This is a genomic window from Pseudomonas sp. Lz4W (assembly GCF_000346225.2).
GTDB lineage: Bacteria > Pseudomonadota > Gammaproteobacteria > Pseudomonadales > Pseudomonadaceae > Aquipseudomonas > Aquipseudomonas paraversuta.
The window spans coordinates 3,295,442-3,319,743 of the sequence record NZ_CP017432.1; the positions used below are offsets into that span (position 1 = coordinate 3,295,442).

General features: G+C 60.3%; 26 protein-coding genes. 2 read left to right on the forward strand and 24 right to left on the reverse strand.

Going from position 1 to position 24,302, the window contains the following annotated elements; genetic code table 11:
* Positions 1-146: 146 nt before the first annotated feature.
* Complete coding sequence (locus tag B195_RS14990; protein ID WP_003441896.1) at positions 147-1,718, forward strand: flagellar hook-length control protein FliK; 1,572 nt, start codon at positions 147-149, stop codon at positions 1,716-1,718.
* The gene (locus tag B195_RS14995) at positions 1,715-2,035 is read left to right on the forward strand and encodes an EscU/YscU/HrcU family type III secretion system export apparatus switch protein (RefSeq protein WP_003441895.1); all 321 of its coding nucleotides are present in this window, start codon (positions 1,715-1,717) and stop codon (positions 2,033-2,035) included. The genes B195_RS14990 and B195_RS14995 overlap by 4 nt, the downstream gene beginning before the upstream one ends.
* Before the next feature lie 261 nt (positions 2,036-2,296).
* Here B195_RS14995 and B195_RS15000 read toward each other — a convergent pair whose 3' ends face one another.
* The 24 genes from B195_RS15000 to B195_RS15115 all read right to left on the reverse strand — a co-directional run bounded on the left by B195_RS15000 (position 2,297) and on the right by B195_RS15115 (position 24,239).
* On the reverse strand, positions 2,297-2,689 hold the full coding sequence (locus B195_RS15000; RefSeq protein ID WP_003441894.1) for a DUF2802 domain-containing protein: 393 nt from the start codon (positions 2,687-2,689) through the stop codon (positions 2,297-2,299).
* Positions 2,690-3,172: a chemotaxis protein CheW gene (locus B195_RS15005; RefSeq protein WP_003441893.1), complete on the reverse strand. Its 483-nt coding sequence runs from the start codon at positions 3,170-3,172 to the stop codon at positions 2,690-2,692.
* A gap of 69 nt (positions 3,173-3,241) precedes the next feature.
* Positions 3,242-4,015 (reverse strand): CheW domain-containing protein, encoded by a 774-nt coding sequence (locus B195_RS15010; RefSeq protein WP_003441892.1) that lies wholly within the window; start codon positions 4,013-4,015, stop codon positions 3,242-3,244.
* An 84-nt stretch (positions 4,016-4,099) separates the two neighbouring features.
* Positions 4,100-4,888 carry a ParA family protein gene (locus B195_RS15015; protein WP_003441891.1) on the reverse strand — a complete coding sequence of 263 codons (789 nt, stop codon included), beginning with the start codon at positions 4,886-4,888 and terminating at the stop codon, positions 4,100-4,102.
* A gap of 50 nt (positions 4,889-4,938) precedes the next feature.
* Positions 4,939-5,829 carry a flagellar motor protein MotD gene (gene motD, locus B195_RS15020; RefSeq protein ID WP_003441890.1) on the reverse strand — a complete coding sequence of 297 codons (891 nt, stop codon included), beginning with the start codon at positions 5,827-5,829 and terminating at the stop codon, positions 4,939-4,941.
* A 2-nt stretch (positions 5,830-5,831) separates the two neighbouring features.
* The gene (locus B195_RS15025; protein ID WP_003441888.1) at positions 5,832-6,572 is read right to left on the reverse strand and encodes a flagellar motor protein; all 741 of its coding nucleotides are present in this window, start codon (positions 6,570-6,572) and stop codon (positions 5,832-5,834) included.
* Positions 6,572-7,702 carry a chemotaxis response regulator protein-glutamate methylesterase gene (locus tag B195_RS15030; RefSeq protein ID WP_003441887.1) on the reverse strand — a complete coding sequence of 377 codons (1,131 nt, stop codon included), beginning with the start codon at positions 7,700-7,702 and terminating at the stop codon, positions 6,572-6,574. The genes B195_RS15025 and B195_RS15030 overlap by 1 nt, the downstream gene beginning before the upstream one ends.
* Before the next feature lie 48 nt (positions 7,703-7,750).
* Positions 7,751-9,925 (reverse strand): chemotaxis protein CheA, encoded by a 2,175-nt coding sequence (locus B195_RS15035; RefSeq protein ID WP_003441886.1) that lies wholly within the window; start codon positions 9,923-9,925, stop codon positions 7,751-7,753.
* 70 nt (positions 9,926-9,995) lie between these two features.
* On the reverse strand, positions 9,996-10,784 hold the full coding sequence (locus B195_RS15040) for a protein phosphatase CheZ (protein ID WP_003441885.1): 789 nt from the start codon (positions 10,782-10,784) through the stop codon (positions 9,996-9,998).
* 20 nt (positions 10,785-10,804) lie between these two features.
* Positions 10,805-11,176 carry a chemotaxis response regulator CheY gene (locus B195_RS15045; protein ID WP_165439717.1) on the reverse strand — a complete coding sequence of 124 codons (372 nt, stop codon included), beginning with the start codon at positions 11,174-11,176 and terminating at the stop codon, positions 10,805-10,807.
* A gap of 207 nt (positions 11,177-11,383) precedes the next feature.
* Complete coding sequence (gene fliA / locus B195_RS15050) at positions 11,384-12,127, reverse strand: RNA polymerase sigma factor FliA (RefSeq protein WP_232286857.1); 744 nt, start codon at positions 12,125-12,127, stop codon at positions 11,384-11,386.
* Entirely contained in the window at positions 12,124-12,954 is an 831-nt protein-coding gene (fleN, locus tag B195_RS15055; protein ID WP_003441882.1) for a flagellar synthesis regulator FleN, read from the reverse strand. The genes fliA and fleN overlap by 4 nt, the downstream gene beginning before the upstream one ends.
* A 119-nt stretch (positions 12,955-13,073) precedes the next feature.
* A complete protein-coding gene (gene flhF / locus B195_RS15060) occupies positions 13,074-14,387 on the reverse strand; it encodes a flagellar biosynthesis protein FlhF (protein ID WP_003441881.1) in 1,314 nt (437 codons plus the stop codon).
* A gap of 11 nt (positions 14,388-14,398) precedes the next feature.
* Entirely contained in the window at positions 14,399-16,528 is a 2,130-nt protein-coding gene (gene flhA / locus B195_RS15065; protein ID WP_003441880.1) for a flagellar biosynthesis protein FlhA, read from the reverse strand.
* Between the two features lie 219 nt (positions 16,529-16,747).
* On the reverse strand, positions 16,748-17,317 hold the full coding sequence (locus tag B195_RS15070; RefSeq protein ID WP_003441879.1) for a hypothetical protein: 570 nt from the start codon (positions 17,315-17,317) through the stop codon (positions 16,748-16,750).
* Between the two features lie 72 nt (positions 17,318-17,389).
* Entirely contained in the window at positions 17,390-18,526 is a 1,137-nt protein-coding gene (flhB, locus tag B195_RS15075; protein ID WP_003441878.1) for a flagellar biosynthesis protein FlhB, read from the reverse strand.
* 2 nt (positions 18,527-18,528) lie between these two features.
* A complete protein-coding gene (fliR, locus tag B195_RS15080) occupies positions 18,529-19,311 on the reverse strand; it encodes a flagellar biosynthetic protein FliR (RefSeq protein WP_003441877.1) in 783 nt (260 codons plus the stop codon).
* Positions 19,312-19,581 (reverse strand): flagellar biosynthesis protein FliQ, encoded by a 270-nt coding sequence (gene fliQ / locus B195_RS15085; protein WP_003441876.1) that lies wholly within the window; start codon positions 19,579-19,581, stop codon positions 19,312-19,314.
* Positions 19,582-19,605: 24 nt separating this feature from the next.
* Positions 19,606-20,349 (reverse strand): flagellar type III secretion system pore protein FliP, encoded by a 744-nt coding sequence (fliP, locus tag B195_RS15090; RefSeq protein ID WP_003441875.1) that lies wholly within the window; start codon positions 20,347-20,349, stop codon positions 19,606-19,608.
* On the reverse strand, positions 20,349-20,789 hold the full coding sequence (gene fliO, locus B195_RS15095; protein WP_003441874.1) for a flagellar biosynthetic protein FliO: 441 nt from the start codon (positions 20,787-20,789) through the stop codon (positions 20,349-20,351). The genes fliP and fliO overlap by 1 nt, the downstream gene beginning before the upstream one ends.
* On the reverse strand, positions 20,790-21,254 hold the full coding sequence (gene fliN / locus B195_RS15100; protein ID WP_003441873.1) for a flagellar motor switch protein FliN: 465 nt from the start codon (positions 21,252-21,254) through the stop codon (positions 20,790-20,792).
* Between the two features lie 58 nt (positions 21,255-21,312).
* Positions 21,313-22,281, reverse strand: a complete 969-nt coding sequence (gene fliM, locus B195_RS15105) for a flagellar motor switch protein FliM (RefSeq protein WP_003441872.1) — start codon at positions 22,279-22,281, stop codon at positions 21,313-21,315.
* A gap of 9 nt (positions 22,282-22,290) precedes the next feature.
* Positions 22,291-22,782, reverse strand: coding sequence for a flagellar basal body-associated protein FliL (fliL, locus tag B195_RS15110; protein ID WP_003441871.1), 492 nt, complete (start codon positions 22,780-22,782; stop codon positions 22,291-22,293).
* Positions 22,783-22,967: 185 nt separating this feature from the next.
* Positions 22,968-24,239 (reverse strand): flagellar hook-length control protein FliK, encoded by a 1,272-nt coding sequence (locus B195_RS15115; RefSeq protein ID WP_003441870.1) that lies wholly within the window; start codon positions 24,237-24,239, stop codon positions 22,968-22,970.
* Positions 24,240-24,302 lie beyond the last annotated feature (63 nt).

A 24,302-nucleotide genomic window follows, 5' to 3' on the forward strand; every position in this document is an offset into this window, starting at 1 on the left:
AAAATGATGCAGGATAAATGCTTTGGCGACCTGTTTCAGAGAGCTGGGTCAAACAATAGCGATGTTTTCACCCGCTCTGAACGACGGGGCAGCATTATACATGCCATGCCCTACTCTAAATGAGCCAATTTCGACAGGCTGTTACGATGAAAGGCGACATGACAATTCCACCCGTCCTGCCCGCTGCGCCGACCGCCGTACGTCCTGGCATTACGGGCGGTGAAACGCTCAAATTGCTGCAGCCTCTCCCGGGCCTGATCGGCCCCGGCCAAAGTGCACAGGCACAAGTGTTATCACTTAAACAGGGGGATGCGGCCTTCCAGCTGCTGCTCCGATTGACCCTCGATAGCGGGCGCCAGACCAATGTGCAAGTCAGCAGCCTCCAACCCCTGCCCCTGGGCACCCTGCTCGCCGTGAGCCAGCCCGGCCCCGGCAGTCTGGCCATCAGCCTGCAGCAAGCCCTGAGCAGCGGCGTGGCCAGCCTCACCCGGCTTGACCCGCAACAATTGCCGGCGGGCAGCCTGCTGCAGGGCAAAGTGCTGACCACCCAGCTGCTGGCCCAGAGCGCTGGTCAGCCTGCGGTCTATCGCTCAATGGTCACACTGCTCAACAGCGCCCTGAACGGCAGCACCCTGACTGTGGACAGCCCCCAACCCTTGCGCGTGGGCAGCTTGCTGAGTGCACAGGTGCAGGATGCACAGACCCTGAATTTTGTCCCGCTGAGCGGTCGTCAGGATCAACTGGCGGTGGCGCAACAACTGGCCATGCAGCAAGGTCGCCAGGCTTCACTGGAAGGCCTGCTCAGCGCCCTGCAAAAACTCCCGGCCAGCAACAACATGCCCGACGCGTTGCGCGCCTCCATCGACAAGCTGTTGGCGGGCTTGCCTACGCCAGCAGAGTTGAGTAACCCCAAAACATTAGGAGCGGCCCTACTCAACAGCGGCGCTTTTCTGGAAGCCAGACTGCTGAACGGCCAAACCCAGGCCCTGGCTCCAGACATGAAAGCCACATTGCTGCGCCTGATTGCACAGATCTTGCCGGGCGTACCTGCAAACTCCGCTTTCACCCCCGCCATGGCCGTCAGCAGCCAGGCCCAGGCCATGCCGACCTTTGTCCGCAATGCCCTGGGGATGCTCGGCCAGGTCAGCGCCAAACCCCAGCCTGGCGGCTTTCCGCTGCCCAAGCGTGGACTGCCCGGTGGCGAAGACGAAGACAGCCTGGAACATTTGCTGAAACTCGCAGCGGCGGCCATTTCGCGCCTGCAAAGCCATCAACTGTCCAGCCTGGAGCAAAGCGGACGAACCGCTGATGGCAACCTGCTGACCACCTGGCAACTGGAAATACCGATGCGCAACGCCCACGACGTAGTTGCGCTGCAGATCAAGTTTCAGCGTGAAGATCCGGGAGAGAAACAAGCCCAAGACACGGCCGAAAGCCGTGAAGTCAAAGATCAGCTGTGGCGGGTGGAACTGGCCTTCGACCTGAGCCCGCTGGGCCCCTTGCATGTACAGGCGCAATTGCTTCGCGGCAACCTGTCGGGCCAGCTCTGGGCGCAACGGGCCAGTACCGCAGAACTGATCGCCAGCCAGCTGAGCACGTTACGCCAGCGTCTCAACGATGCCGGGCTGAGCGTGACCGATCTCGATTGCCACCAGGGCATCCCGCCGCAAGGTGGCCACACCCCACTGGAACAACGCTGGGTCGACGAAACCGCATGAGCACAGAGCCCGAAACGCGTCAGGCGATTGCCCTCAAATACGACGGCAAACAAGCGCCCACCCTCACAGCCAAGGGTGACGATGAACTGGCCGAAGCCATTCTCAAACTGGCCCGCGAGTACGAAGTGCCAATTTATGAAAATGCCGAGCTGGTGAAATTACTGGCGCGCATGGAACTGGGGGACAGCATCCCGCAGGAGTTGTACCGCACCCTGGCGGAGATCATTGCCTTTGCCTGGCAGCTTAAAGGCAAATTCCCGGAGGGATTCGATCCCGATGCCGGGCCGGTGGAACGGGATATAACCCCGCCGAAATAAGGCCGCTCACAAGGCACCTGTAGGAGCGAGCTTGTCTCGCGAGCTTTTCAACCAAACCCCAAGAGCTCGCGAGACAAGCTCGCTCCTACAGGGGTTGTGCTGTGCAGAAATGCGGGAGATTGCAGACTTCACCGTCCAGGCCGGCAGGCACCCCATGCAGGAAGCTGCTACCGCATCTGTAGGAGCGAGCTTGTCTCGCGAGCTTTTCAGCAAAACCGCAAAGAGCTCGCGAGACAAGCTCGCTCCTACAGGTTTGGCGGTTCAGCCTTTATGCATCTTGCTCATCAACTCGGCCTCGGCCTGGGTCAGGCCGCAGGACTGGGTCAGTTCGTCAACGCTGGCACCCATGCCCACCAGACGCGCTGCCTGGTTGAACGACAGGCTCGTGGGGTCGCGCTGTTCCAGCTGGGTCAGCTTCTCGGGCAGCGGCGCTACCACGGCGCGCAGTTCGTGCAGATCTTCGCCCATCTGCACGCTGCCGTTCTGGTAGGTGTCCAGCCGCCGGGTCAGTTCCTTGAGGCGCCGGTCACGCAGTTCGTCCGCCCCCGCCTGCTGTGCGGCACTCACGCGCTGGCGGCGGATATAGGTCACCAGCACCCACAGTGTCGCCACCCAGAGCAGGCCCAGGACGATTACCGCCGCCTCAAGGATCAATCAGATGTTCTCCAGGTCCGACCACTCTTCTTCGGTCATCATCTTGTCCAGCTCAACCAGAATCAGCAGCTCGCCGTTCTTGTTGCACACACCCTGGATAAATTTTGCCGACTCGTCATTGCCCACATTGGGCGCCGTTTCGATTTCAGACTGACGCAGGTAAACCACTTCCGCCACGCTGTCGACCAGAATCCCCACCACTTGCTTGTCGGCTTCGATGATGACGATCCGCGAGTTGTCAGTAATCTCGGCACCCTGCAAGCCAAAACGCTGACGCGTGTCTATCACCGTCACCACATTGCCGCGCAGGTTAATGATGCCCAGCACGTAAGACGGCGCACCAGGAACCGGGGCGATTTCGGTATAACGCAGTACTTCCTGCACCTGCATGACGTTGATGCCGTAGGTCTCGTTGTCCAGCTTGAAGGTGACCCACTGCAGGATCGGATCTTCGCTGCTCTGTTGTGCCGCTGCCTTGCTCATACCCAAACCCCTGAAGAAATACCGTCGATGCGGTGTGTACTGTCTGACCGCGGCCAAAGGCCCGGTGGTTTATTTGTCGGTTGCCCCGGCGGCGGCACTGGCCATGTGCTTGACCGCACCACTGCTGATCAACTCTGCCAGCTGCGCCACGTCCAGCAGCGCACACATGTGTTCAATCACAGTGCCCGCCAGCCACGGTCGCTGCCCGCGCCGGGTCCGCCATTTGATCTGTTCGGGGTCCAGGCGCAGTGAGCGGCTGACTTGATGCACGGCCAGCCCCCAGTCATAACCCTGGACCGAAATAACGTATTGCAGGCCCTCGCGAAAATCATCGCGATAGCGGTCGGGCATTACCCAGCGCGCGGTGTCCAGCACATTGAGGTTGCCACTGTGGCTCGGCAGAATGCCCAGGAACCACTCCGGCTGACCGAACAGGGGAGTCAATTCCCGCCCCTGCAGTGAATAAATCGAGCCCAGGCACACCAGCGGCACCGCCAGCGTCAGCCCGGCCACGTCAAACAGCAGACATTCGAAAGGCTCGTCGGCCCAGGCCGGGCGGCCGTCGGTCTGCGCCGGCAATGGAGCCGCCGCGGCGCGCGGCCGGTGCACCTGCACCAGAGGGTGGGCGAACGCTTCGGTGGCCACCCCCACGTCTGCCAGCTCCAGCGGCATGGCAACCGCCGGTTCTTCAGCCTGCACCTGCCCGTCAAGGGCAACTGCGGACAGCTCGTCCGGCTGTGGTTCAGCCTGCTGCAACCCTTCTGTGGCATCGAACAGCAAGTCGTCGAGATAGGACTGCAAAGCCAATTGCGGGCCGTGGGAAAGCGCTGTCGCCTGTTTCATAAAGTGCCCCACTCAACTGCCTCGCGACTGAGGCCTTGAGACGTTATCGGCCGCACCCGGCGGCTACTTGAATGCACGCGCACCTCAGACCGCCTGCGGCGCGAGCTGGCGGGTCAATACATGCTTGAGCAAGGCGCGATAGGCGATCACCCCACGGCTTTTTTCATCGAACTGCGAGGGCGTCTGCCCTGCCCGGCTGGCATCACGCAAACGCGTGTCCACCGGGACAAAGCCCTGCCACAGGGTGTCGGGGTACACATCGCGCAAAACCCGCAAGGTGCTCATCGAGGCCTGGGTGCGGCGATCGAACAAGGTCGGCACGATGCAGAACGGCAGTTCCTGCTGGCGCGAGCGGTTGATCATGCGCAGGGTGTGAACCATGCGTTCCAGGCCCTTGAGGGCCAGATGCTCGGTTTGCACCGGGATGATCAACTGCTGGCTGGCCGCCAATGCATTGACCATCAGCACCCCCAGGATCGGCGGGCTGTCGATGATGGCGTAGTCATAATCCTGCCACAGCTGCGCCAGACTGCGGGCGATGACCAGACCCAGGCCGCTCTGCCCCGGCGCCTGACGCTCCAGGGTTGCCAGCGCAGTGGTGGCTGGCAACAAGGCAATGTTCGGATGGCTGGTGGACAGCAGTAATTGCGCAGCCAGGCCTTGCGGCACCTGGCCCTGGTGCAAAAACAAGTCGTAAACGCTGTGCTCGAGGGCGTCCGGGTCGTAACCGAAATAGCTGGTCATGGAACCGTGCGGGTCGAGGTCGACCACCACCACGCGCTTGCCCGCCTCAGCCAGCAAACCGGCCAGAGCGATGGATGTGGTGGTCTTACCGACTCCACCTTTTTGATTGGCTACTGCCCAGACTCTCATTTTGTTGTTCCTCCCGGCTGCGGACGTGCCGGCCGAGAATTGACATGCACTTATAGGAGCGGTGACGGGGAATTGACGGCATTCCCACGAACCGGCGGCTTTGTTGGAGGCGGTGCAGTTTGTGTGCCAGCCCGCTTCAGGGCGGCATCCGGTGTTGCGTGAGCGGTGCCCACGCCAGTCAGGCTGCGCCTTACTTCCAGATTGCGCGACACCACCAGTACCACCCGGCGATTGAGGGCGCGCCCCTCAGGCGTCGCGTTATTGGCCACCGGTTGAAACTCGCCGTAGCCCACCGACGCCATGCGCCCGGGGTTGACCCCCTGCATCGCCAGCATGCGCACGATGCTGGCCGAGCGTGCCGACGACAGCTCCCAGTTGGTCGGGTACTGCGCGGTACGTATCGGCAAATCGTCGGTAAAGCCCTCGACGTGAATCGGGTTGTCGAAGGGTTTGAGGATCGCCGCCACCTTGTCGATGATACTGAACGCCATATTGCTGGGCATGGCGTCGCCGCTGCCGAACAACAGGCTGGAATTGAGTTCGATTTCGACCCATAACTCGTTACCGCGCACCGTCAATTGTCTGGACGCAATCAAGTCACCGAAGGCGGTGGTGATGTCATCGGCAATGGTTTTAAGCGGATCATCAGGAGACTGCCCCAGACCGGCGTCGGTGTGTTCGCTGTCTTTGATCAACGGCTCTGCCGGGGTCGTCGTCAGCGGGCGCTCATCGCCGACGGGGATTGGCTTGACGCTGCGCTCGCTGTCATTGAAAACCCCGACCAGGGCCTGGGAAATCACCTTGTACTTGCCTTCGTTGATCGACGAAATCGAGTACATGACCACAAAAAAGGCAAACAGCAGCGTAATGAAATCCGCGTAGGACACCAGCCAGCGTTCATGATTGACGTGCTCATCGGCGGAGCGGCGACGGCGACTCATAGTTAACCCACAAAGCCCTGGAGCTTGAGTTCGATGGAGCGCGGGTTTTCGCCTTCGGCAATCGACAGGATGCCTTCGAGCATCATCTCGCGGTACAGCGACTGGCGCAGGGCAATCGCCTTGAGTTTGCTGGCAATGGGCAACAGCAACAGGTTGGCACTGGCCACCCCGTAAATGGTCGCCACAAACGCCACGGCAATGCCGCTGCCCAGTTGCGCCGGGTCGGCCAGATTGCCCATCACGTGGATCAGGCCCATCACTGCACCGATGATGCCGATGGTCGGCGCATAGCCGCCCATGCTTTCAAAGACTTTGGCGGCCTCGATATCGCGACTTTCCCGGGTCATGTAATCGACCTCCAGCACGCTGCGAATGGCTTCGGGCTCAGCGCCGTCCACCAGCAATTGCAGGCCTTTGCGCGAATAGCTGTCGGGCTCGGCATCGGCCACGCTTTCAAGGCCCAGCAGGCCCTCCTTGCGCGCGGTAAGGCTCCAGTTGACGACCTGGTCGATGCCGGCAGCCATATCGATGCGCGGCGGAAAGATAATCCAGGCCAGGGTTTGCATCGCCCGCTTGAACGCACTCACGGGCGACTGCAGCAACGCCGCGCCCACTGTACCGCCCACCACAATCAAGGCCGCCGGGCCATTGACCAGGGCGCCCAGATGGCCCCCTTCCAGGTAGTTGCCGCCGATAATCGCGACAAAGGCCATGATGATGCCGATCAGACTGAGCACATCCATCAGTGACAGGCCTCCACCAGGTACCGGCCGACATCATCGAGGCTGTACACCGCATCCGCCAGGTTGGCTTTGATGATGGCCATGGGCATGCCGTAAATCACACAGCTGGCCTCGTCCTGGGCCCACACCGTACTGCCGCTCTGCTTGAGCAAACGTGCACCTTCACGGCCATCCGCGCCCATGCCGGTCAATACCACCGCCAAAACTTTGTCGCCGTAGGACTTGGCAGCTGAACCGAAGGTGATATCCACGCACGGTTTGTAGTTCAGACGTTCATCGCCTGGCAGGATTCTTACCGCGCCACGCCCGTCAATCATCATCTGCTTGCCGCCCGGAGCCAGCAATGCCAGGCCGGGGCGCAAGATATCGCCGTCTTCGGCTTCCTTGACGCTGATCCGGCACAGCTTGTCCAGACGCTCGGCAAAGGCTTTGGTAAAAGCCGCTGGCATATGCTGGACCAGTACGATCGGCGCCGGGAAATTACCCGGCAACTGGGTCAGGACCCGTTGCAAGGCCACCGGGCCGCCAGTTGAGGTGCCGATGGCCACCAGTTTGTAGGCTTTGCGCTTTGGCCCGGGGGACGTCACTGGCGCGGCCGTACGACTGGCAATCGGCGTGGTGCGTGCCGGAGCCGGTATGGCTGCAGGCGGCGCAAAACCACCCGCTGCCGGCCGGCTGACAACAGGCGCCGGTATGCCGGGGGCTGGTGCGCTGTAGCCGGACAAGCGACGGTTGCTGCGGGAGATGCTGTGCACCTTTTCGCACAGCAATTGTTTGACCTTGTCCGGATTACGCGAGATGTCTTCAAAGTTTTTCGGAAGGAAATCCACCGCCCCGGCGTCCAGCGCATCCAGGGTGACCCGGGCGCCTTCGTGGGTCAGCGAAGAGAACATCAGTACCGGAGTCGGACAGCGCTGCATGATATGGCGCACCGCCGTAATGCCATCCATCAACGGCATCTCGTAGTCCATGGTGATCACATCGGGCTTGAGCGCCAGCGTCTGATCAATCGCCTCCTTGCCGTTGGTGGCGGTACCGATCACTTGAATTGTTGGATCAGCCGACAGAATTTCCGAGACGCGGCGGCGGAAAAAACCGGAATCATCCACCACCAGGACCTTGACTACCATAAACACTCCGTTAGGCGGTATGAGGTGCAACCGCCGGTGCCACCAGAATCAAATACGCCGCGAAGCGTAGTGCTTGAGCATGCTCGGAACATCCAGGATCAGGGCAATACGGCCGTCACCGGTGATGGTGGCGCCCGACATGCCTGGCGTGCCCTGGAGCATTTTGCCCAACGGCTTGATCACCACTTCTTCCTGGCCCACCAGTTGATCGACCACAAAGCCGATGCGCTGGGTGCCCACCGAAAGAATCACCACATGCCCTTCGCGCTGCTCTTCATGGGCCGCCGAGGCCACCAGCCAGCGCTTGAGGTAGAACAATGGCAACGCCTTGTCCCGCACGATCACCACTTCCTGGCCGTCGACCACATTGGTGCGCGACAGGTCGAGGTGGAAAATTTCGTTGACGTTGACCAGCGGGAACGCAAACGCCTGATTGCCCAGCATCACCATCAGGGTCGGCATGATGGCCAGGGTCAGCGGCACCTTGATCACGATTTTCGAACCGCGACCCAGGGTCGACTCAATGCTCAGCGAGCCATTGAGCTGGGCGATCTTGGTTTTCACCACATCCATGCCCACGCCACGCCCGGACACATCGGAAATCTCGGTTTTGGTGGAGAAGCCCGGGGCAAAAATCAGGTTGTAGCAATCGTTTTCGCTCAGGCGATCGGCTGCATCCTTGTCCATCAGCCCTTTTTTCACTGCAATGGCGCGCAGCACATTGGCGTCCATGCCTTTGCCGTCATCGGAGATCGACAGCAGGATATGGTCGCCTTCTTGCTCGGCCGACAGAATTACCCTGCCGCAGCGCGGTTTACCGGCTGCTTCGCGCTCTTCGGGGGTTTCACACCCGTGGTCAACCGCGTTGCGCACCAAGTGCACCAGCGGATCGGCCAGTGCCTCGACCAGATTCTTGTCGAGGTCGGTTTCTTCGCCCACCAGCTCCAGGCTGATTTCTTTTTTCAACTGGCGCGCCAGATCGCGCACCAGACGCGGAAAACGGCCGAAGACTTTTTTGATCGGCTGCATCCGGGTCTTCATGACCGCGGTCTGCAGGTCGGCAGTCACCACGTCGAGGTTGGACAATGCCTTGGCCATCGCTTCGTCGTGGCTGTTGAGGCCCAGGCGCACCAGACGGTTACGCACCAGCACCAGCTCGCCGACCATGTTCATGATGTCGTCCAGCCGCGCAGTATCAACCCGCACCGTGGTCTCGGCTTCAGAAGCCTGGGGCTTGTCGGCGCTGGCAGCCGGGGCCCGGGCGGCCACTGCACGGGCGGCCTCGGGCGCACTGGCTACCGGCGCTGGAGCCGGGGCCGCAACAACGGCTGCAACCGCAGGGCTCTGGACAGAAAACTGGCCCTTGCCGTGCAGCTCATCGAGCAGTGCTTCAAATTCGTGATCGCTGATGTGATCCGGGCTGACAGGCTCGCCAGCCTGGTCTGCCGGCACAACCGGAGCTGCGCCCAGCGCATCGGTATTGAATGAACCTTTGCCATGCAACTGATCAAGCAAGGCTTCGAATTCGTCGTCGGTGATTTCATTGCTCACCGCCTCTGTCATCACAGGTGCCGACTCTGGCGCCACGCTGGAGGCCGTGTCGGGGCGAAACTGCCCCTTGCCGTGCAACTGGTCGAGCAGCGACTCGAATTCGGCATCGCTGATTTCATCACTGCCTGCAGGCGCTGCAACTGCCTGCACGGGCTCGGCAGCAGCAGCCTTGACTGCATTCAGGGAGTCCAGCAGCAGTTCAAATTCGTCATCGGTGATATCGCTGCTGTCGCTGGCCACAGGTTCGGCGACCGCCACCGCAGCGGCGACTGTCGGCACCGAAGCTGGCTCGGCCAGACGTGCCAGCGCCGCCAGCAGCTGCGGGGTTGCCGGCGTAACCGGGCGGCGCTCGCGCACCTGGGTAAACATGGCGTTGACCGCGTCCAGGGCCTCAAGAACCACGTCCATCAATTCCGAGTCGACGCCACGCTCACCCTTGCGCAGGATGTCGAAAACGTTCTCGGCGATGTGGCAGCACTCCACCAGCTCGTGGAGCTGGAGGAAGCCGGCGCCCCCTTTTACAGTGTGAAAACCGCGAAAAATTGCATTGAGCAAGTCCGCATCATCCGGTCGGCTTTCAAGCTCGACCAGCTGTTCGGACAGCAGCTCTAGAATCTCGCCGGCTTCAACCAGGAAATCCTGAAGGATTTCTTCATCGGCGCCGAAGCTCATGTACGTGCTCCTTGAAGTAGGACCTTTCGACGCCGGGACGGGTAACCCTTACCGCGCGCCTACTCAGTACCTAGAAACCTAAACTGGAAAGCAAATCGTCTACATCATCCTGGCCGGACACGACATCATCACGTTTATCGGCATGAATCTGCGGACCTTCACCCTTAGTCAGGTTTTTTTGCGAATTATTTTCTGCGAGCAGTGCCGCACGGTCGTGTTCGATCCCGGCAAAGCGATCGACCTGACTGGCCATCAGCACCAGCTTGAGCAAATTGCTTTCCACATCGGTCACCAACTGGGTGACACGCTTGATCACCTGACCGGTGAGGTCCTGGTAATCCTGGGCGAGCAATATGTCAGTGAGGTTGGCGGACACCACATGGTTGTCGGCTTCGCTGCGCGTCAAAAAACTGTCAACCCGCCGCGCCAGTTCGCGAAACTCCTCGGCGCCTACTTCGCGCCGCATAAAGCGGCCCCAGTCTGCGCTCAGGGCTTTAGCCTCGCTGCCCAGGCCATTGACCAGCGGCGTGCTGTTTTCTACCAGATCCATGGTTCGATTCGCCGCAGCTTCCGTGAGCTTCACAACATAAGCCAAACGCTCGGCTGCATCGGTGATCTGCGACACTTCTTCAGCGCGCGGCATGTTCGGATCGATGTGAAAGTTGACAATCGAGCTGTGCAACTCACGGGTCAGCTTGCCGACTTCCTGGTACAGGCCGCGATCGCGAGTCTGGTTCAGTTCATGAATCAGTTGCACGGCGTCGCCAAACTTGCCTTTCTCAAGGCTGTCGACCAATTCGCGGGCATGTTTTTTCAGGGTCGACTCAAACTCGCCCTGTGTCGCTTCTTGATGCTCCATAGCGCCCCCCGGGAAACCGTTCAACCGATGCGATCAAAGATTTTTTCGATCTTGTCTTTGAGTGCAAGGGCCGTGAACGGCTTGACCACATAGCCGTTGACCCCGGCCTGGGCCGCCTCGATGATTTGTTCGCGCTTGGCTTCAGCGGTCACCATCAGCACGGGCAGGTGCTTGAGTTTTTCGTCGGCACGCACATGGCGCAACAACTCGATACCGGTCATGCCCGGCATGTTCCAGTCCGTCACCAGAAAGTCGATGTGCCCCTGGTTGAGGATCGGCAACGCCGTGGTGCCGTCGTCCGCCTCCACCGTGTTGGTGAACCCGAGGTCACGCAACAGATTTTTAATGATCCGTCGCATCGTTGAGAAATCATCAACGATGAGGATCTTCATGTTCTTGTCCAATTCGACCTCCAAGCAGTCTTAAACGCGTTCAGTCTCTGGACGCGCCATTCAATCAATTCGATTTCGCACACGCCATAAATCAACTGTGGGAGCGGGCCTGACGCGATGCAGGCAACGCCGGTTAACTGATCCACCGCGTCGCGCCCATCGCGGGCAAGCCCGCTCCCACAATGAATCAGCGATTGCCCGCTGTTTTCAGTTCGCCCGCCACTGCCCCAGGCGTGCCCGCAGGCGGGCGGCGCACTGACTGTGCAGCTGGCTGACACGGGATTCGCTGACCCCCAGCACCTCGCCGATTTCCTTGAGGTTCAGTTCTTCGTCGTAATACAGCGCCAGGACCAGTCGCTCACGCTCCGGCAACAGGCTGATCGCGTCGGCCAGTGCTGTCTGGAAGCGTTCATCTTCCAGGTCCCGCGAGGGTTCCGGGTGAGCACTGGCACCATCCTCATGCAACCCTTCGTGCTCGCCGTCCTGCAACAGGTCGTCGAAACTGAACAGGCGGCTGCCCAGGGTGTCATTCAAAATGGCGTAATAATCATCAAGGCTTAACTGGAGTTCGGCCGCAACCTCGTGATCTTTAGCGTCACAACCGGTTTTTGCTTCAATTACCCGAATTGCGTCACTGACCATGCGGGTATTGCGGTGCACCGAGCGCGGCGCCCAGTCGCCCTTGCGCACTTCATCGAGCATCGCACCACGAATGCGGATACCGGCGTAGGTCTCGAAACTCGCGCCCTTGGTCGCGTCGTATTTGGTCGACACTTCGAGCAGGCCGATCATCCCGGCCTGGATCAGGTCGTCCACCTGCACGCTGGCGGGCAAACGCGCCAACAGGTGATAGGCGATACGCTTGACCAACGGTGCGTAGCGTTCGATCAGCTCATACTGGCTGTCACGCGACGCTTTGCTGTACATGCGATAGCCGCTGGCGGTCATCAGGGACGCCCTCCGCCTGCCTGTTGCACCAGGCGCTCGACAAAGAACTCCAGATGCCCCCGGGGATTGGCCGGCAGCGGCCAGGTGTCAACTTTCTGGGCGATGGCCTTGAACGCCAGGGAGCACTTGGAACGCGGAAATGCCTCGTACACGGCGCGCTGTTTTTGCACCGCCTTGCGCACACTCTCGTCGTAGGGAACGGCGCCCACGTATTGCAGGGCGACATCCAGAAAACGGTCGGTAACCTTGGTCAGTTTGGCGAACAGATTGCGCCCTTCCTGCGGGCTCTGGGCCATGTTGGCCAGCACCCGGAACCGGTTCATCCCGAAATCGCGGTTCAGCAGCTTGATCAGCGCGTAGGCATCGGTGATCGAAGTCGGTTCGTCACACACCACCAGCAGGACTTCCTGGGCGGCGCGCACAAAACTCACCACTGAGTCGCCGATCCCGGCTGCGGTATCGATCACCAGCACGTCGAGGTTATCGCCCAGGTCACTGAAGGCCTGGATCAAACCGGCATGCTGGGCCGGGCTCAGGTTGACCATGCTCTGGGTGCCCGACGCCGCCGGTACGATCCTGATCCCGCCAGGGCCCTGGAGCAGTACGTCGCGCAGCTCGCAACGACCCTCGACCACATCGGCCAGGGTGTACTTGGGGGTCAGCCCGAGCAGCACATCGACGTTTGCCAGGCCCAGGTCGGCATCCATCAACATGACGCGTCTGCCCATTTCGGCAAGCGCGATAGACAAGTTGACTGACACGTTAGTTTTACCGACGCCACCCTTGCCGCCGGTCACTGCGATCACCTGTACGGGATGCATGCTGCCCATGATCATTTTTTACCTTGTCTTTCTTAGACGCGGCTACAAAGGTTGGCTGCACGTGCCCCACTGGCACAACACCTTGCAGACCATCGATGTAGGTACATTGCTACGTAACCTTGAGTACCTCAGCCGACCTGTTTGGGAGGGCTTTGATAGATATCAGCGAACATGTCGGCCATGGCCTCTTCACTGGGTTCTTCCTGCATTTGCACACTCACGGCCCGGCTCACCAACTGGTGACGACGGGGCAAGTGAAGATCATCGGGGATCCGCGGACCATCCGTGAGGTAAGCCACCGGCAGCCCGTGCTGGATCGCCAGGCTCAGCACCTCCCCCAGACTCGCGGTTTCATCCAGCTTGGTCAGAATGCAACCGGCCAGCCCGCATCGTTTGTAACTGAGGTAAGCCGCCGTCAACACCTGTTTCTGACTGGTGGTCGCCAGTACCAGATAGTTGCGTGCCTTGATCCCGCGCCCCGCAAGACTTTCAAGCTGCAGGCGCAGTGCCGGATCGCTGGCCTGCAGGCCGGCGGTATCCACCAGCACCACGCGCTTGCGTACCAGCGGCTCAAGGGTCTGGCCCAACGACTGGCCAGGCGCAACGTGGGTCACGGGTACATTGAGAATTCGGCCCAGGGTCTTCAGTTGTTCCTGGGCACCGATACGAAAGCTGTCCATGCTCACCAGGGCAATATTTTGCGCGCCGTACTTGAGGACATAACGCGCTGCCAGCTTGGCCAGGGTAGTGGTTTTGCCCATGCCCGCAGGCCCCACCATGGCAATCACACCGCCCTCTTCCAGGGGTTCAAGCTCCGGGGTCGCGATCATCCGCGCCAGGTGGGCCAGCAACATCCGCCACGCCTGACGCGGTTCTTCAATTCCAGCCACTTGCGCCAGCAGATCCCGCGACAGCGGCCCGGACAAGCCAATGCGCTGTAAACGGCGCCACAAATTGGCTTGTGCAGGCTTGGCGGCCTGCAACTGGTTCCAGGCCAGCGAGCCCAACTGCACTTCGAGCAATTCGCGCAGCACATTGAGTTCCGAGCGCATGTTGTCAAAGGCGCGCTGGTCCATCGACGGCGCGGCCACAGGAGCAGGACGCGCCGGTTCCTGCGGCGCCGGCTCGGTCAACGGCTCGGCGGCGGTCAGCGGCAGACCGGCAAACAACTGGCGGCTGACATCGGCATCGCCATCCCCGCGCAAACTCAGTTCGGCCCGGGCCGAAACAATGCTGGACTGGGTTTTGCGCAGCTCTTCTTCCAGTTCCATATTCGGTACCCGCGGTGCCAGCGCCGACAGCTTGTAGTCCAGGGCGGCAGTCAGCTCCACCCCACCGGCGATCCGGCGGTTACCGATAATGGCGGCGTCGGCCCCCAATTCATCACGAATCAGCTTCATGGCCTGACGCATGTCGGCGGCGAAAAATCGCTTCACTTGCATAAATCAAACCCTCAGCCGTTAGGGCCTACTGTCGCAACAATCGTGACTTGCTTGTTATCAGGAATTTCCTGGTACGAGAGCACATGCAGGTTAGGCACCGCCAGGCGTCCAAACCGCGAAAGCATTGCACGTACCGGGCCTGCCACCAGCAAGATCACCGGGTTGCCTTGCATCTCCTGACGCTGGGCGGCGTCGATCAGCGAGCGCTGGAGTTTTTCCGCCATGCTTGGCTCCAGCAACACGCCCTCTTCCTGGCCTTGTCCGGCCTTTTGCAAACTATTGAGCAATATTTGTTCCAACCTTGGTTCCAAGGTGATCACAGGCAGCTCGGAGTCAACGCCTACAATACTTTGCACGATTGCGCGGGACAGTCCGACCCGGACCGCAGCAACCAGCGCGGCAGTATCTTGACTCTTATGGGCATTGTTCGCGACGGCTTCGGCAATGCTTCGAATGTCGCGCACCGGTACCTGTTCTGCCAACAAGGCCTGCAACACCTTGAGCAACTGCGACAGGCTCAACACCCCCGGCACCAGCTCTTCGGCCAATTTGGGCGAGGCCTTGGCCAGCAGCTGCATCAACTGCTGCACTTCTTCATGACCGATCAGTTCATGGGAGTGCTTGTACAGAATCTGGTTCAAGTGGGTCGCAACTACAGTGCTGGCATCCACTACGGTATAGCCCAGCGATTGCGCCTGACTGCGCTGACTGATCTCGATCCACACGGCTTCCAGACCGAAGGCCGGATCTTTGGTGGTAATACCGTTAAGTGTGCCGAACACCTGCCCCGGGTTGATCGCCAGTTCGCGATCGGGGTAGATCTCGGCCTCGGCCAGAATCACCCCCATCAAGGTCAGGCGATAGGCGCTGGGGGCCAGATCGAGGTTGTCGCGGATATGCACGGTGGGCATCAGAAAGCCCAGGTCCTGGGACAGTTTTTTGCGCACGCCCTTGATCCGTGCCAGCAACTGGCCGCCCTGATTGCGGTCCACCAGCGGGATCAGACGATAGCCGACTTCCAGCCCGATCATGTCGATGGGCGTTACGTCATCCCAGCCCAGCTCTTTGCTCTCCTGGGCCCGGGCCGGCGATGGCAGCAACTCTTGCTGACGCTGCACCTCTTGCAGGGCCTGGACCTTGACCACATTCTGCTTTTTCCACATCAGATAGGCCACGCCACCCGCAACGGCGGCCAGACTCAGGAAGGAGAAGTGCGGCATGCCCGGCACGATCCCCATGACCGCCATCAAACCGGCCGACACCGCCAGCGCCTTGGGCGAGGCAAACATCTGGCGATTGATCTGCTTGCCCATGTCTTCGGAGCCGGACGCGCGAGTGACCATGATCGCGGCAGCGGTGGACAGCAACAGCGATGGCAACTGCGCCACCAAACCGTCACCGATGGTGAGCAAGGCGTAGACCTTGCCGGCCTCGCCGAACGTCATGCCGTGCTGGAAAATACCGACGGCCATGCCACCGATCAGGTTGATGAACAGAATCAGCAAGCCGGCGATGGCGTCACCGCGCACGAACTTGCTGGCGCCGTCCATCGAGCCGTAGAACTCTGCCTCCTGGGCAACTTCCTGACGGCGCTGCTTGGCCTGGGGCTGATCGATAAGACCGGCATTGAGATCGGCGTCAATTGCCATTTGCTTGCCGGGCATGGCGTCGAGGGTGAAACGGGCGCTCACTTCGGAAATACGTCCGGCACCCTTGGTCACCACCACGAAGTTGATGATCATCAAAATCGCGAACACCACGATACCGACTACGTAGTTACCGCCGATCACCACTTCACCGAAGGCCTGAATCACCTTGCCGGCGGCCCCGTGGCCTTCCTGGCCGTGAAGCATGACCACCCGGGTCGAAGCCACGTTGAGCGCCAGACGCATTAACGTGGCGACCAGCAAAATGGTGGGGAATACGGCAAAATCCAGCGGCCGCAGGGCATAGACACAGACCAGCAACACCACAATCGACAGCGCGATATTGAAGGTGAAAAACACGTCCAGCAGAAAGGCCGGGATTGGCAGCATCATCATTGCCAGCATCACCAGCAATAACAACGGCACGCCCAACTGTCCATGCCCCAAACCGGCCAGACCGTTGCGTGCGGTGTTGATTAACTGAGAGCGATCCAATGACATTGCGACAAACCTTTAGCAAACTTTTGACGCCATATGCGCCGTAAAGCCTGCCTGTGCAAGAAGCCTTCCAACTTTGGCAAATGGCCATGTCTATATTTCAGAGCTGCCGGGCGGCAGCCATATATACATAACCCTGCAGGAGCTAGCTTGCTCGCGAGCTGTTTGTCTGCAGATTGAACAGCTCGCGCCTAGGGTCAAACGGGGCGCCGGTACTCAGTTCCAGCGCCACTCCCCAAGGTCGATCACCAGACACGCGCTGCTGCTGGAGCGGAACACCACATCCAGCTTGCGATTGGGCTCGTAGCGCTCAGATCCGCGACCACCGATCAAAATCGCACCACAGCGCCCATCGCCGATGTGCGGGCGCTCTTCCCACACCGGCACGCTGTCCAGCTGCAACTGGCGTATCAGCTTGTAGAGGATGAAACTGCGCACGCAGCGGCCATTGATGCCTTCGAAACTCAACGACTTGCGCAGAAAAGACATGATGGAGTCCCGCTCTTTGTAGCAGCGCTCCATGATCCCGGCGTAGTACTGCTCCCGGCCCAGGCCGTGGGGCACGGTGGGCAACGAGATCACCGCCAGCAAGTTCGAGCCCTCGGTACTGAAGCCGACAATATGCCGCCCCTGCAATTGTTCCAGCCAGAAAATGGCAAAGGTGCCGTCCAGAGCAGGGAATTTCGGAAACAACCCTTCGAGATCGACGCGAGCAATGTCACTCGAATCACTTAGCGCATAGGTTCTGATCGAACTTTCAGGAATAAGGGTTAACTCAATCGGCATAGCACTCTCCATTGCCTGCGCGCGAACTAAAAAGACATCGCATTCCAAGTTAAGCAGGTTTGGGGCAAGCCTCTACTGATCACGCCGTAAATCCGCCGGAATCGGCAAATCCTTGAGCGGATCCGGGCGCTTGCCCCGGCCCGCCTGATACTGGCGTATCTGGTACACATAGGCCAGAACCTGGGCCACGGCCAGATACAACCCGGCAGGAATCTCCTGATCCAGCTCCGTGGAGTGGTAGATCGAGCGCGCCAGGGCCGGAGACTCCAGCAGCAAAATATTATGCTTGGCACCAATCTCGCGAATCTTGAGCGCCAGAAAATCGCTACCCTTGGCCAGCAGCATGGGCGCCGCGCCCTTCTCCGGATCGTATTTCAACGCCACGGCGTAGTGCGTCGGGTTGGTGATAATCACGTCGGCGTCGGGAATGGCACTCATCATGCGCCGCTGGCTCATTTCCCGTTGCAGTTGGCGAATCCGCTGTTTGACCTCGGGCCGACCTTCCTGATCCTTGTGCTCATCACGCACTTCCTGCTTGGTCATGAGCAGTTTTTTGTGGCTTTCCCACAGTTGCACCGGAACGTCCACCGCCGCAATCAGGATCAACCCGCAGGCCATCCACAGCGCACTCCAGGCAACCACTTGCACACTGTGGATTACCGCCAGTTCCAAAGGCTCATGGGCGATTCGCAGCAGGTCGTCGATGTCGGACTGCAACACCAGCAAGGCCACGATCAGGATGATGAAGAATTTGGCCAGCGCCTTCAGCAGTTCCACCAGCGCCTTGGCCGAGAACATGCGCTTGATCCCGGCAGCGGGGTTCATGCGGCTGAACTTGGGCGCCAGGCTGCCGGCAGCGAACAGCCAGCCCCCCAGGGCAATGGGCCCGACCAGGGCAGCAATCAGCAAGGTCACCAGAACCGGCTGCACGGCAATCAGCGCAACCTTGCCCGAGTGCAGCAAAAAAAGGCCCATGGAATCGGGATTGAGCAGGGTTTCGCGACTGATGCTGAAGTTGTAGCGCATCAGATCCATCATGTCCCGCGCCAGCGCGCCGCCAAAAATCAGCAGTCCGATAGAACCCGCCAGCATGATGGCCAGGGTATTCAGCTCTTTGGAGCGTGCGATCTCGCCCTTTTCCCTGGAGTCCTTTTTTCGCTTCTCCGTGGGGTCTTCTGTTTTATCGGCACCGCTCTCGCTTTCTGCCATGGCTATCGCGCCTGTGCCAGCTCACGTAAAAACTGCAAGGCCTCGGAGGCCAGCGGTTGATACTGATTGAGAATATCCGCCAGGCCGATCCACAGGATCACCATGCCCAGCACCAGAGTCAGCGGAAAACCGATCGAGAAGATATTGAGTTGCGGCGCCGCCCGGGTCATCACACCAAAGGCGATGTTGACCACCAGCAATGCAGTAATGGCCGGCAGCACCAGCAACAATGCGGCACCCAGCACCCAGCCCAGCTTGTTGGCGATTTCCCAGTAGTGATTGGTCAACAAGCCACCGCCCACCGGCAAGGTAGTGAAGCTCTCGGTGAGCACCTCGAAGACCACCAGATGGCCGTTCATGGACAGAAACAACAAAGTCACGAGCATGGTGAAGAACTGCCCGATGACCGCCACGTTGACCCCGTTGGCCGGGTCGACCATGGACGCGAAGCCCATGCCCATCTGGATTGCGACAATTTGCCCGGCCACCACGAACGCCTGGAAAAACAGTTGCAGCGAGAAGCCCAGCAATGCGCCGATGATGATTTGCTCGGCAATCAGCATCAGGCCACTGAGGTCCAGCGGGTTGACGGCCGGCAGCGGCGGCAGGCTGGGCAGGATTGCCAGGGTGATGGCCAGCGACAGAAACAGCTTGATGCGCTTGGGCACCAGGGTCGTGCCGATGATCGGCATGGTGGTCAGCAACGCGCCCACCCGGAACAGCGGCAGCATGAAGCTGGCGACCCAGGTGCTGATCTGCGCGTCCGTCAAAGCGAGCAGCGACATTTAGCCGATCAACTGCGGAATGCTGCCGTACAACTGCAGGATGTATTCCATAAAGGTCTGCACCAGCCAGGGCCCGGCAACGATCAGGGTGACCAGCATCACCAGCAACCGCGGAAGGAAGCTCAGGGTCTGCTCGTTGATCTGGGTAGCCGCCTGAAACATGGCCACCAACAGCCCGACCAGCAAACTGGGCACGACCAGCACCGCGACCATCACCGTGGTCAGCCACAGCGCGCTGCGAAACAGGTCAACCGCGACTTCTGGGGTCATTGCGCATTACTCCCGGTCATGGGGTCAAACTCCGCCGAAACTGCTGGCCAGGGTGCCGATAATCAACGCCCAGCCATCCACCAGCACGAACAGCATGATTTTGAACGGCAACGAAATGATCAGCGGCGAGAGCATCATCATGCCCATGGCCATCAGCACACTGGCCACCACCAGGTCGATGATCAAAAACGGGATGAAGATCATGAAGCCGATCTGGAATGCGGTTTTCAGCTCCGAGGTGACGAAGGCCGGCACCAGAATGGTCAGGGGCGCGGCATCCGGAGTGGCGATGTCGGTGCGCTTGGACAGGCGCATGAACAGTTCAAGGTCGCTGGTGCGGGTTTGCGCCAGCATGAAGTCCTTGAGCGGCACTTGCGCCTTGAGAATGGCGTCCTGGGCCGAGAGTTTTTCTGCCAGGTAAGGCTGCAAGGCGTCCTGGTTCACCTTGTCGAATACCGGCGCCATGATGAACATGGTGAGGAACAGCGCCATGCCGGTGAGAATCTGGTTCGACGGCGTTTGCTGCAACCCCAGGGCCTGGCGCAGAATCGAAAACACAATGATGATCCGCGTGAAGCTGGTCATCAGCATGACGAACGCCGGAATAAAGCTCAGCGCGGTCATGATCAGCAAAATTTGCAGGCTGACCGAGTACTCTTGCTGGCCGTTGGCCCCGGTGCCCAGGGTGATCGCCGGAATCGACAGCGGATCGGCCCCGAACGCTACTGGTGCGAGCAACGTCAACAACAGCGCGACGACTAAACGCATTACGGCTTGTCCTTTTGCTGACCCAATACTTCCATCAATCGTTTGGCAAACTCGGGGGTTGCCGACTGCGTGGTACCCGGCACCTGCACCGGCTCCTTGAGCACGTGCAAGGGGGTGATACGCCCGGGCGTCAGGCCAAGCAGAATCTGCTCCTCGCCCACTTGCACCAGCACCAGCCGGTCGCGGGCACCCAGGGCCCGTGAACTGATCAACTCAATCACCTGCCCCTGTCGCGACCCGGTTTGCTGTACCCGGCGCAGTAGCCAGGCCAGGGCAAAGATCAGCCCCAGCACCAGCAACAAACCCAGCACCAGCTGTGTCAGCTGCCCGCCGATGCCACTGCCGATCACAGGTGCAGCAACAGGGGTGGCGCTGGCCAGCGGCTCGGCCGCCAGCACGCTCAGGGGTAAAGCCAGTAAACCGCCGAGAAGCCGCTTCACTTAACGCAGCTTCTTGATGCGTTCGCTTGGACTGATCACGTCAGTCAGGCGGATACCGAACTTTTCGTTGACCACCACCACTTCACCATGGGCAATCAGGGTGCCGTTGACCAGCACGTCCAGCGGCTCGCCGGCTAGACGATCAAGCTCGATGACCGAACCCTGATTGAGTTGCAACAGGTTGCGGATGTTGATGTCGGTGCTGCCCACTTCCATGGAGATGGAAACCGGAATATCCAGAATCACATCCAGGTTGGGACCATCCAGGGTGACCGGTTCGTTATTGCGCGGCACGCTGCCGAACTCTTCCATTGGCAAGCGGCTGGAGGCCGGCTTGGTGGCTGCATCGGCCGCCAGCAAGGCGTCGATATCCGCCTGCCCGACGTCGCCGGTTTCTTCCAGGGCCGCAGCCCATTCATCAGCCAGGGCCTGGTCTGCAGCACTTGTATCGTGTTCGGTAGCCATCGGGGAGTCCTCGGCGAGCAGTCAATCATTAACACAGCAATTTGGGGTGGACCGACGCCTAGCGCCGTCCGATGGGCTCGATCACTTGCAAGGCCAGATTGCCTTTGTGCGAGCCCAGTTTGACCTTGAACGCAGGCACGCCGTTGGCGCGCATCACCAGTTCGTCTTGTAGTTCGACGGGAATCACATCACCCGGCTGCATGTGCAAAATGTCACGCAGACGCAATTGCCGGCGGGCCACGGTGGCGCTCAGCGGCACGCTGACATCCAGCACGTCCTCGCGCAAAGCCTTGCTCCAGCGTTCGTCCTGATCGTCGAGGTCGGACTGAAAACCGGCATCGAGCATCTCGCGTACCGGCTCGATCATCGAGTACGGCATGGTGACGTGCAGGTCTCCGCCACCGCCATCGAGCTCGATGTGAAAGGTTGACACCACGATCGCTTCGCTGGGGCCGACGATATTGGCCATTGCCGGGTTCACTTCCGAGTTGATGTACTCGAAATTGACTTCCATGATCGCCTGCCAGGCCTCCTTCAAATCGATGAAGGCCTGCTCCAGCACCATGCGCACCACCCGCAGTTCGGTGGGGGTGAATTCACGGCCTTCGATCTTGGCGTGACGGCCGTCACCGCCGAAGAAGTTGTCCACCAGCTTGAACACCAGCTTGGCATCGAGGATAAACAGCGCAGTGCCGCGCAACGGCTTGATCTTGACCAGGTTGAGACTGGTGGGCACGTACAGCGAGTGCACGTATTCACCGAATTTCATGACCTGTACCCCGCCCACCGCGACGTCCGCAGAGCGGCGCAGCATGTTGAACATGCTGATGCGGGTGTAACGGGCGAAACGCTCGTTGATCATTTCCAGGGTCGGCATGCGGCCCCGGACAATCCGGTCCTGACTGGTCAGGTCGTAACTTTTGACACTGCCGGGTTCGGCAGCTGCTTCGGCCTGTACCAGGCCATCATCGACACCATGCAACAGCGCGTCGATTTCATCCTGGGACAGCAGGTCTTGCACGGCCATGTCGTGATCCTACTGCAATACAAAGTTAGTAAAGAGCACCTGATCGACAACCACTTTTCCGAGTTCTTTCTGCGCCACTTCCTGAACGCTGGCAGTAGCTTTCTGACGAAGTATTTCCTGCCCCACCGGCGTCGCCAGGTCATCGAAGGTTTGCCCGGAGAACAGCATCACCAGATTGTTGCGGATCACTGGCATATGCACCTTGAGGGCGTTGAGGTCATTCTGGTCGCGCGCCTGCAAGGTCATGCTCACTTGCATATAGCGCTGGCGGCCATTGGCGTTGAAATTGACCACGAAGGCCGGCGCCATGGGTTCATAAATCGCCGGGAGCTTGATGTTTGCGTCAACCACAGGTGCGGACTCGCTCTTGGGGCCGCTCAGGAAATACCAGGTGGCGCCCACAGACAGGCCGATCGCCAGCAACACTGCCACTGCGACCAGGATGATCAGCTTCAATTTGCCTTTCTCGGCAGGGTCCTTCACTACGTCGCTCGTCGCCATGCCAATAATCCGTCGCTTTTCGGTTTTCACAGATGCTTGGGTAGGCAGAGCAAGTGTTATGCCAGAAGTGTCGGGATGTGGCAGAACACTGTAAGAGCACACCTGTGCAGGCGTGAGCCTGCTCGCCTGCACATTGAAAAAACCCGCGAGCAAGCTCGCCCCTAGAGGGGGAGCGAGGCTGTGGCTCAGGCGTAGTAATCCACCGCGCTGGAGCCGATAACCACACTCGGCGCTACGCTGCCGGTGGTCGCGATTGCCGGCTCATCTTCGCCGGCACCTTCAAGCCGGTGACCACCTGAGGGGTTCTGCGCCTGCTGCTCCTGGCCCTGCCCCTGCCAGTTGCGCGACTGGTCCGACACGTTGACGTCGACCTGCCCCATGCCCTGCTGGGCGAACATTTCACGCAAGCGGTGCATCTGGTTGTCCAGCGCCTCGCGCACCCCGGCGTGGGCACTGACGAAGTTGACCTGCGCGCTCTGGTCGGGGGCGATGTTGACCCGGATATCCAGCCGCCCCAACTCCGCCGGCTGCAACTGGATATCTGCCGATTTCAGGTTGGCGCTGGACAGGTACATCACACGATTGACCACCTCTTCGGTCCAGCCGCTCTGATGCATGGCCAAAGGCTGGTTGACCGGCAATGCATTGGCGGTTTTGGGTACCGCCGCCTGGGTGAGTGCAGCCAGGCGACTGGCGAAGTCATCCACCCGGGTATCGCTGGACGCGCTCTTCAGGTCTTTGAGACCATCATCGAGCAGCCCCTTGAATGCCTCCTCCCCCCCCTCGCCGGACGCTGAACCGTCGGCTTTCGGGTCGATCAGCATGGCAACCGCAGCGGTTTGCCCCTGAACAGTGGCCGGGGAATTCTCCAGTGCCGCATTTTTCCCCGGCGTCTGGCTACCGGCCGAGACATGCCCGCCCTGCTCCATGGCCAGGCGCACCGCAGGCATATCGTCCAGGGGATCGGCCTCAGGATCGAAACTGTCATCCTCCACCGGTGGCGGCTGCAGCTGTGCTTGCGCCGCAGCGGCCAGTTGCGCGGCTTGCACCTCGGGCTGCGCCGGCTCTACCGGCACTGCAGCTTCAGCCGCAGGCGGCGCTACCACTGCCTGCACCGGCACAGTCGCCTCGTCGCGTACCCCGTCAGCGGCATCTTGCTGACTTGCGCTGCCGGTGTCTTTGGTCTTGCCAGCAGGCAAGGTCTTGCCGCTATCGGCAACCGCCGGCGGTCTTTCAGACGCCTGGTCGCTGCCCTGATTACGCCTGGCTAGCGCTCCCGCAGAGGGTTCCCGCACATGACTCAAGGGCTTGGTTTCAGACGCTTTCGCATACACCCTGGAAAAGGGTTCAGCTCCGGATTTAGCGGGCTCGGTGCCAGACAGGGGAGTTTTGACCGCAGGCGTTTTGGACGCAGCAGTACCGGAGGTCTGAAGAAAGGGATTGGCGGCAAGGGGCATTAACAGGTCTCCACTGTACGGCTGGCATAGGTACAGGTGGATGAGTCAGAGCAAGGTTCGGGC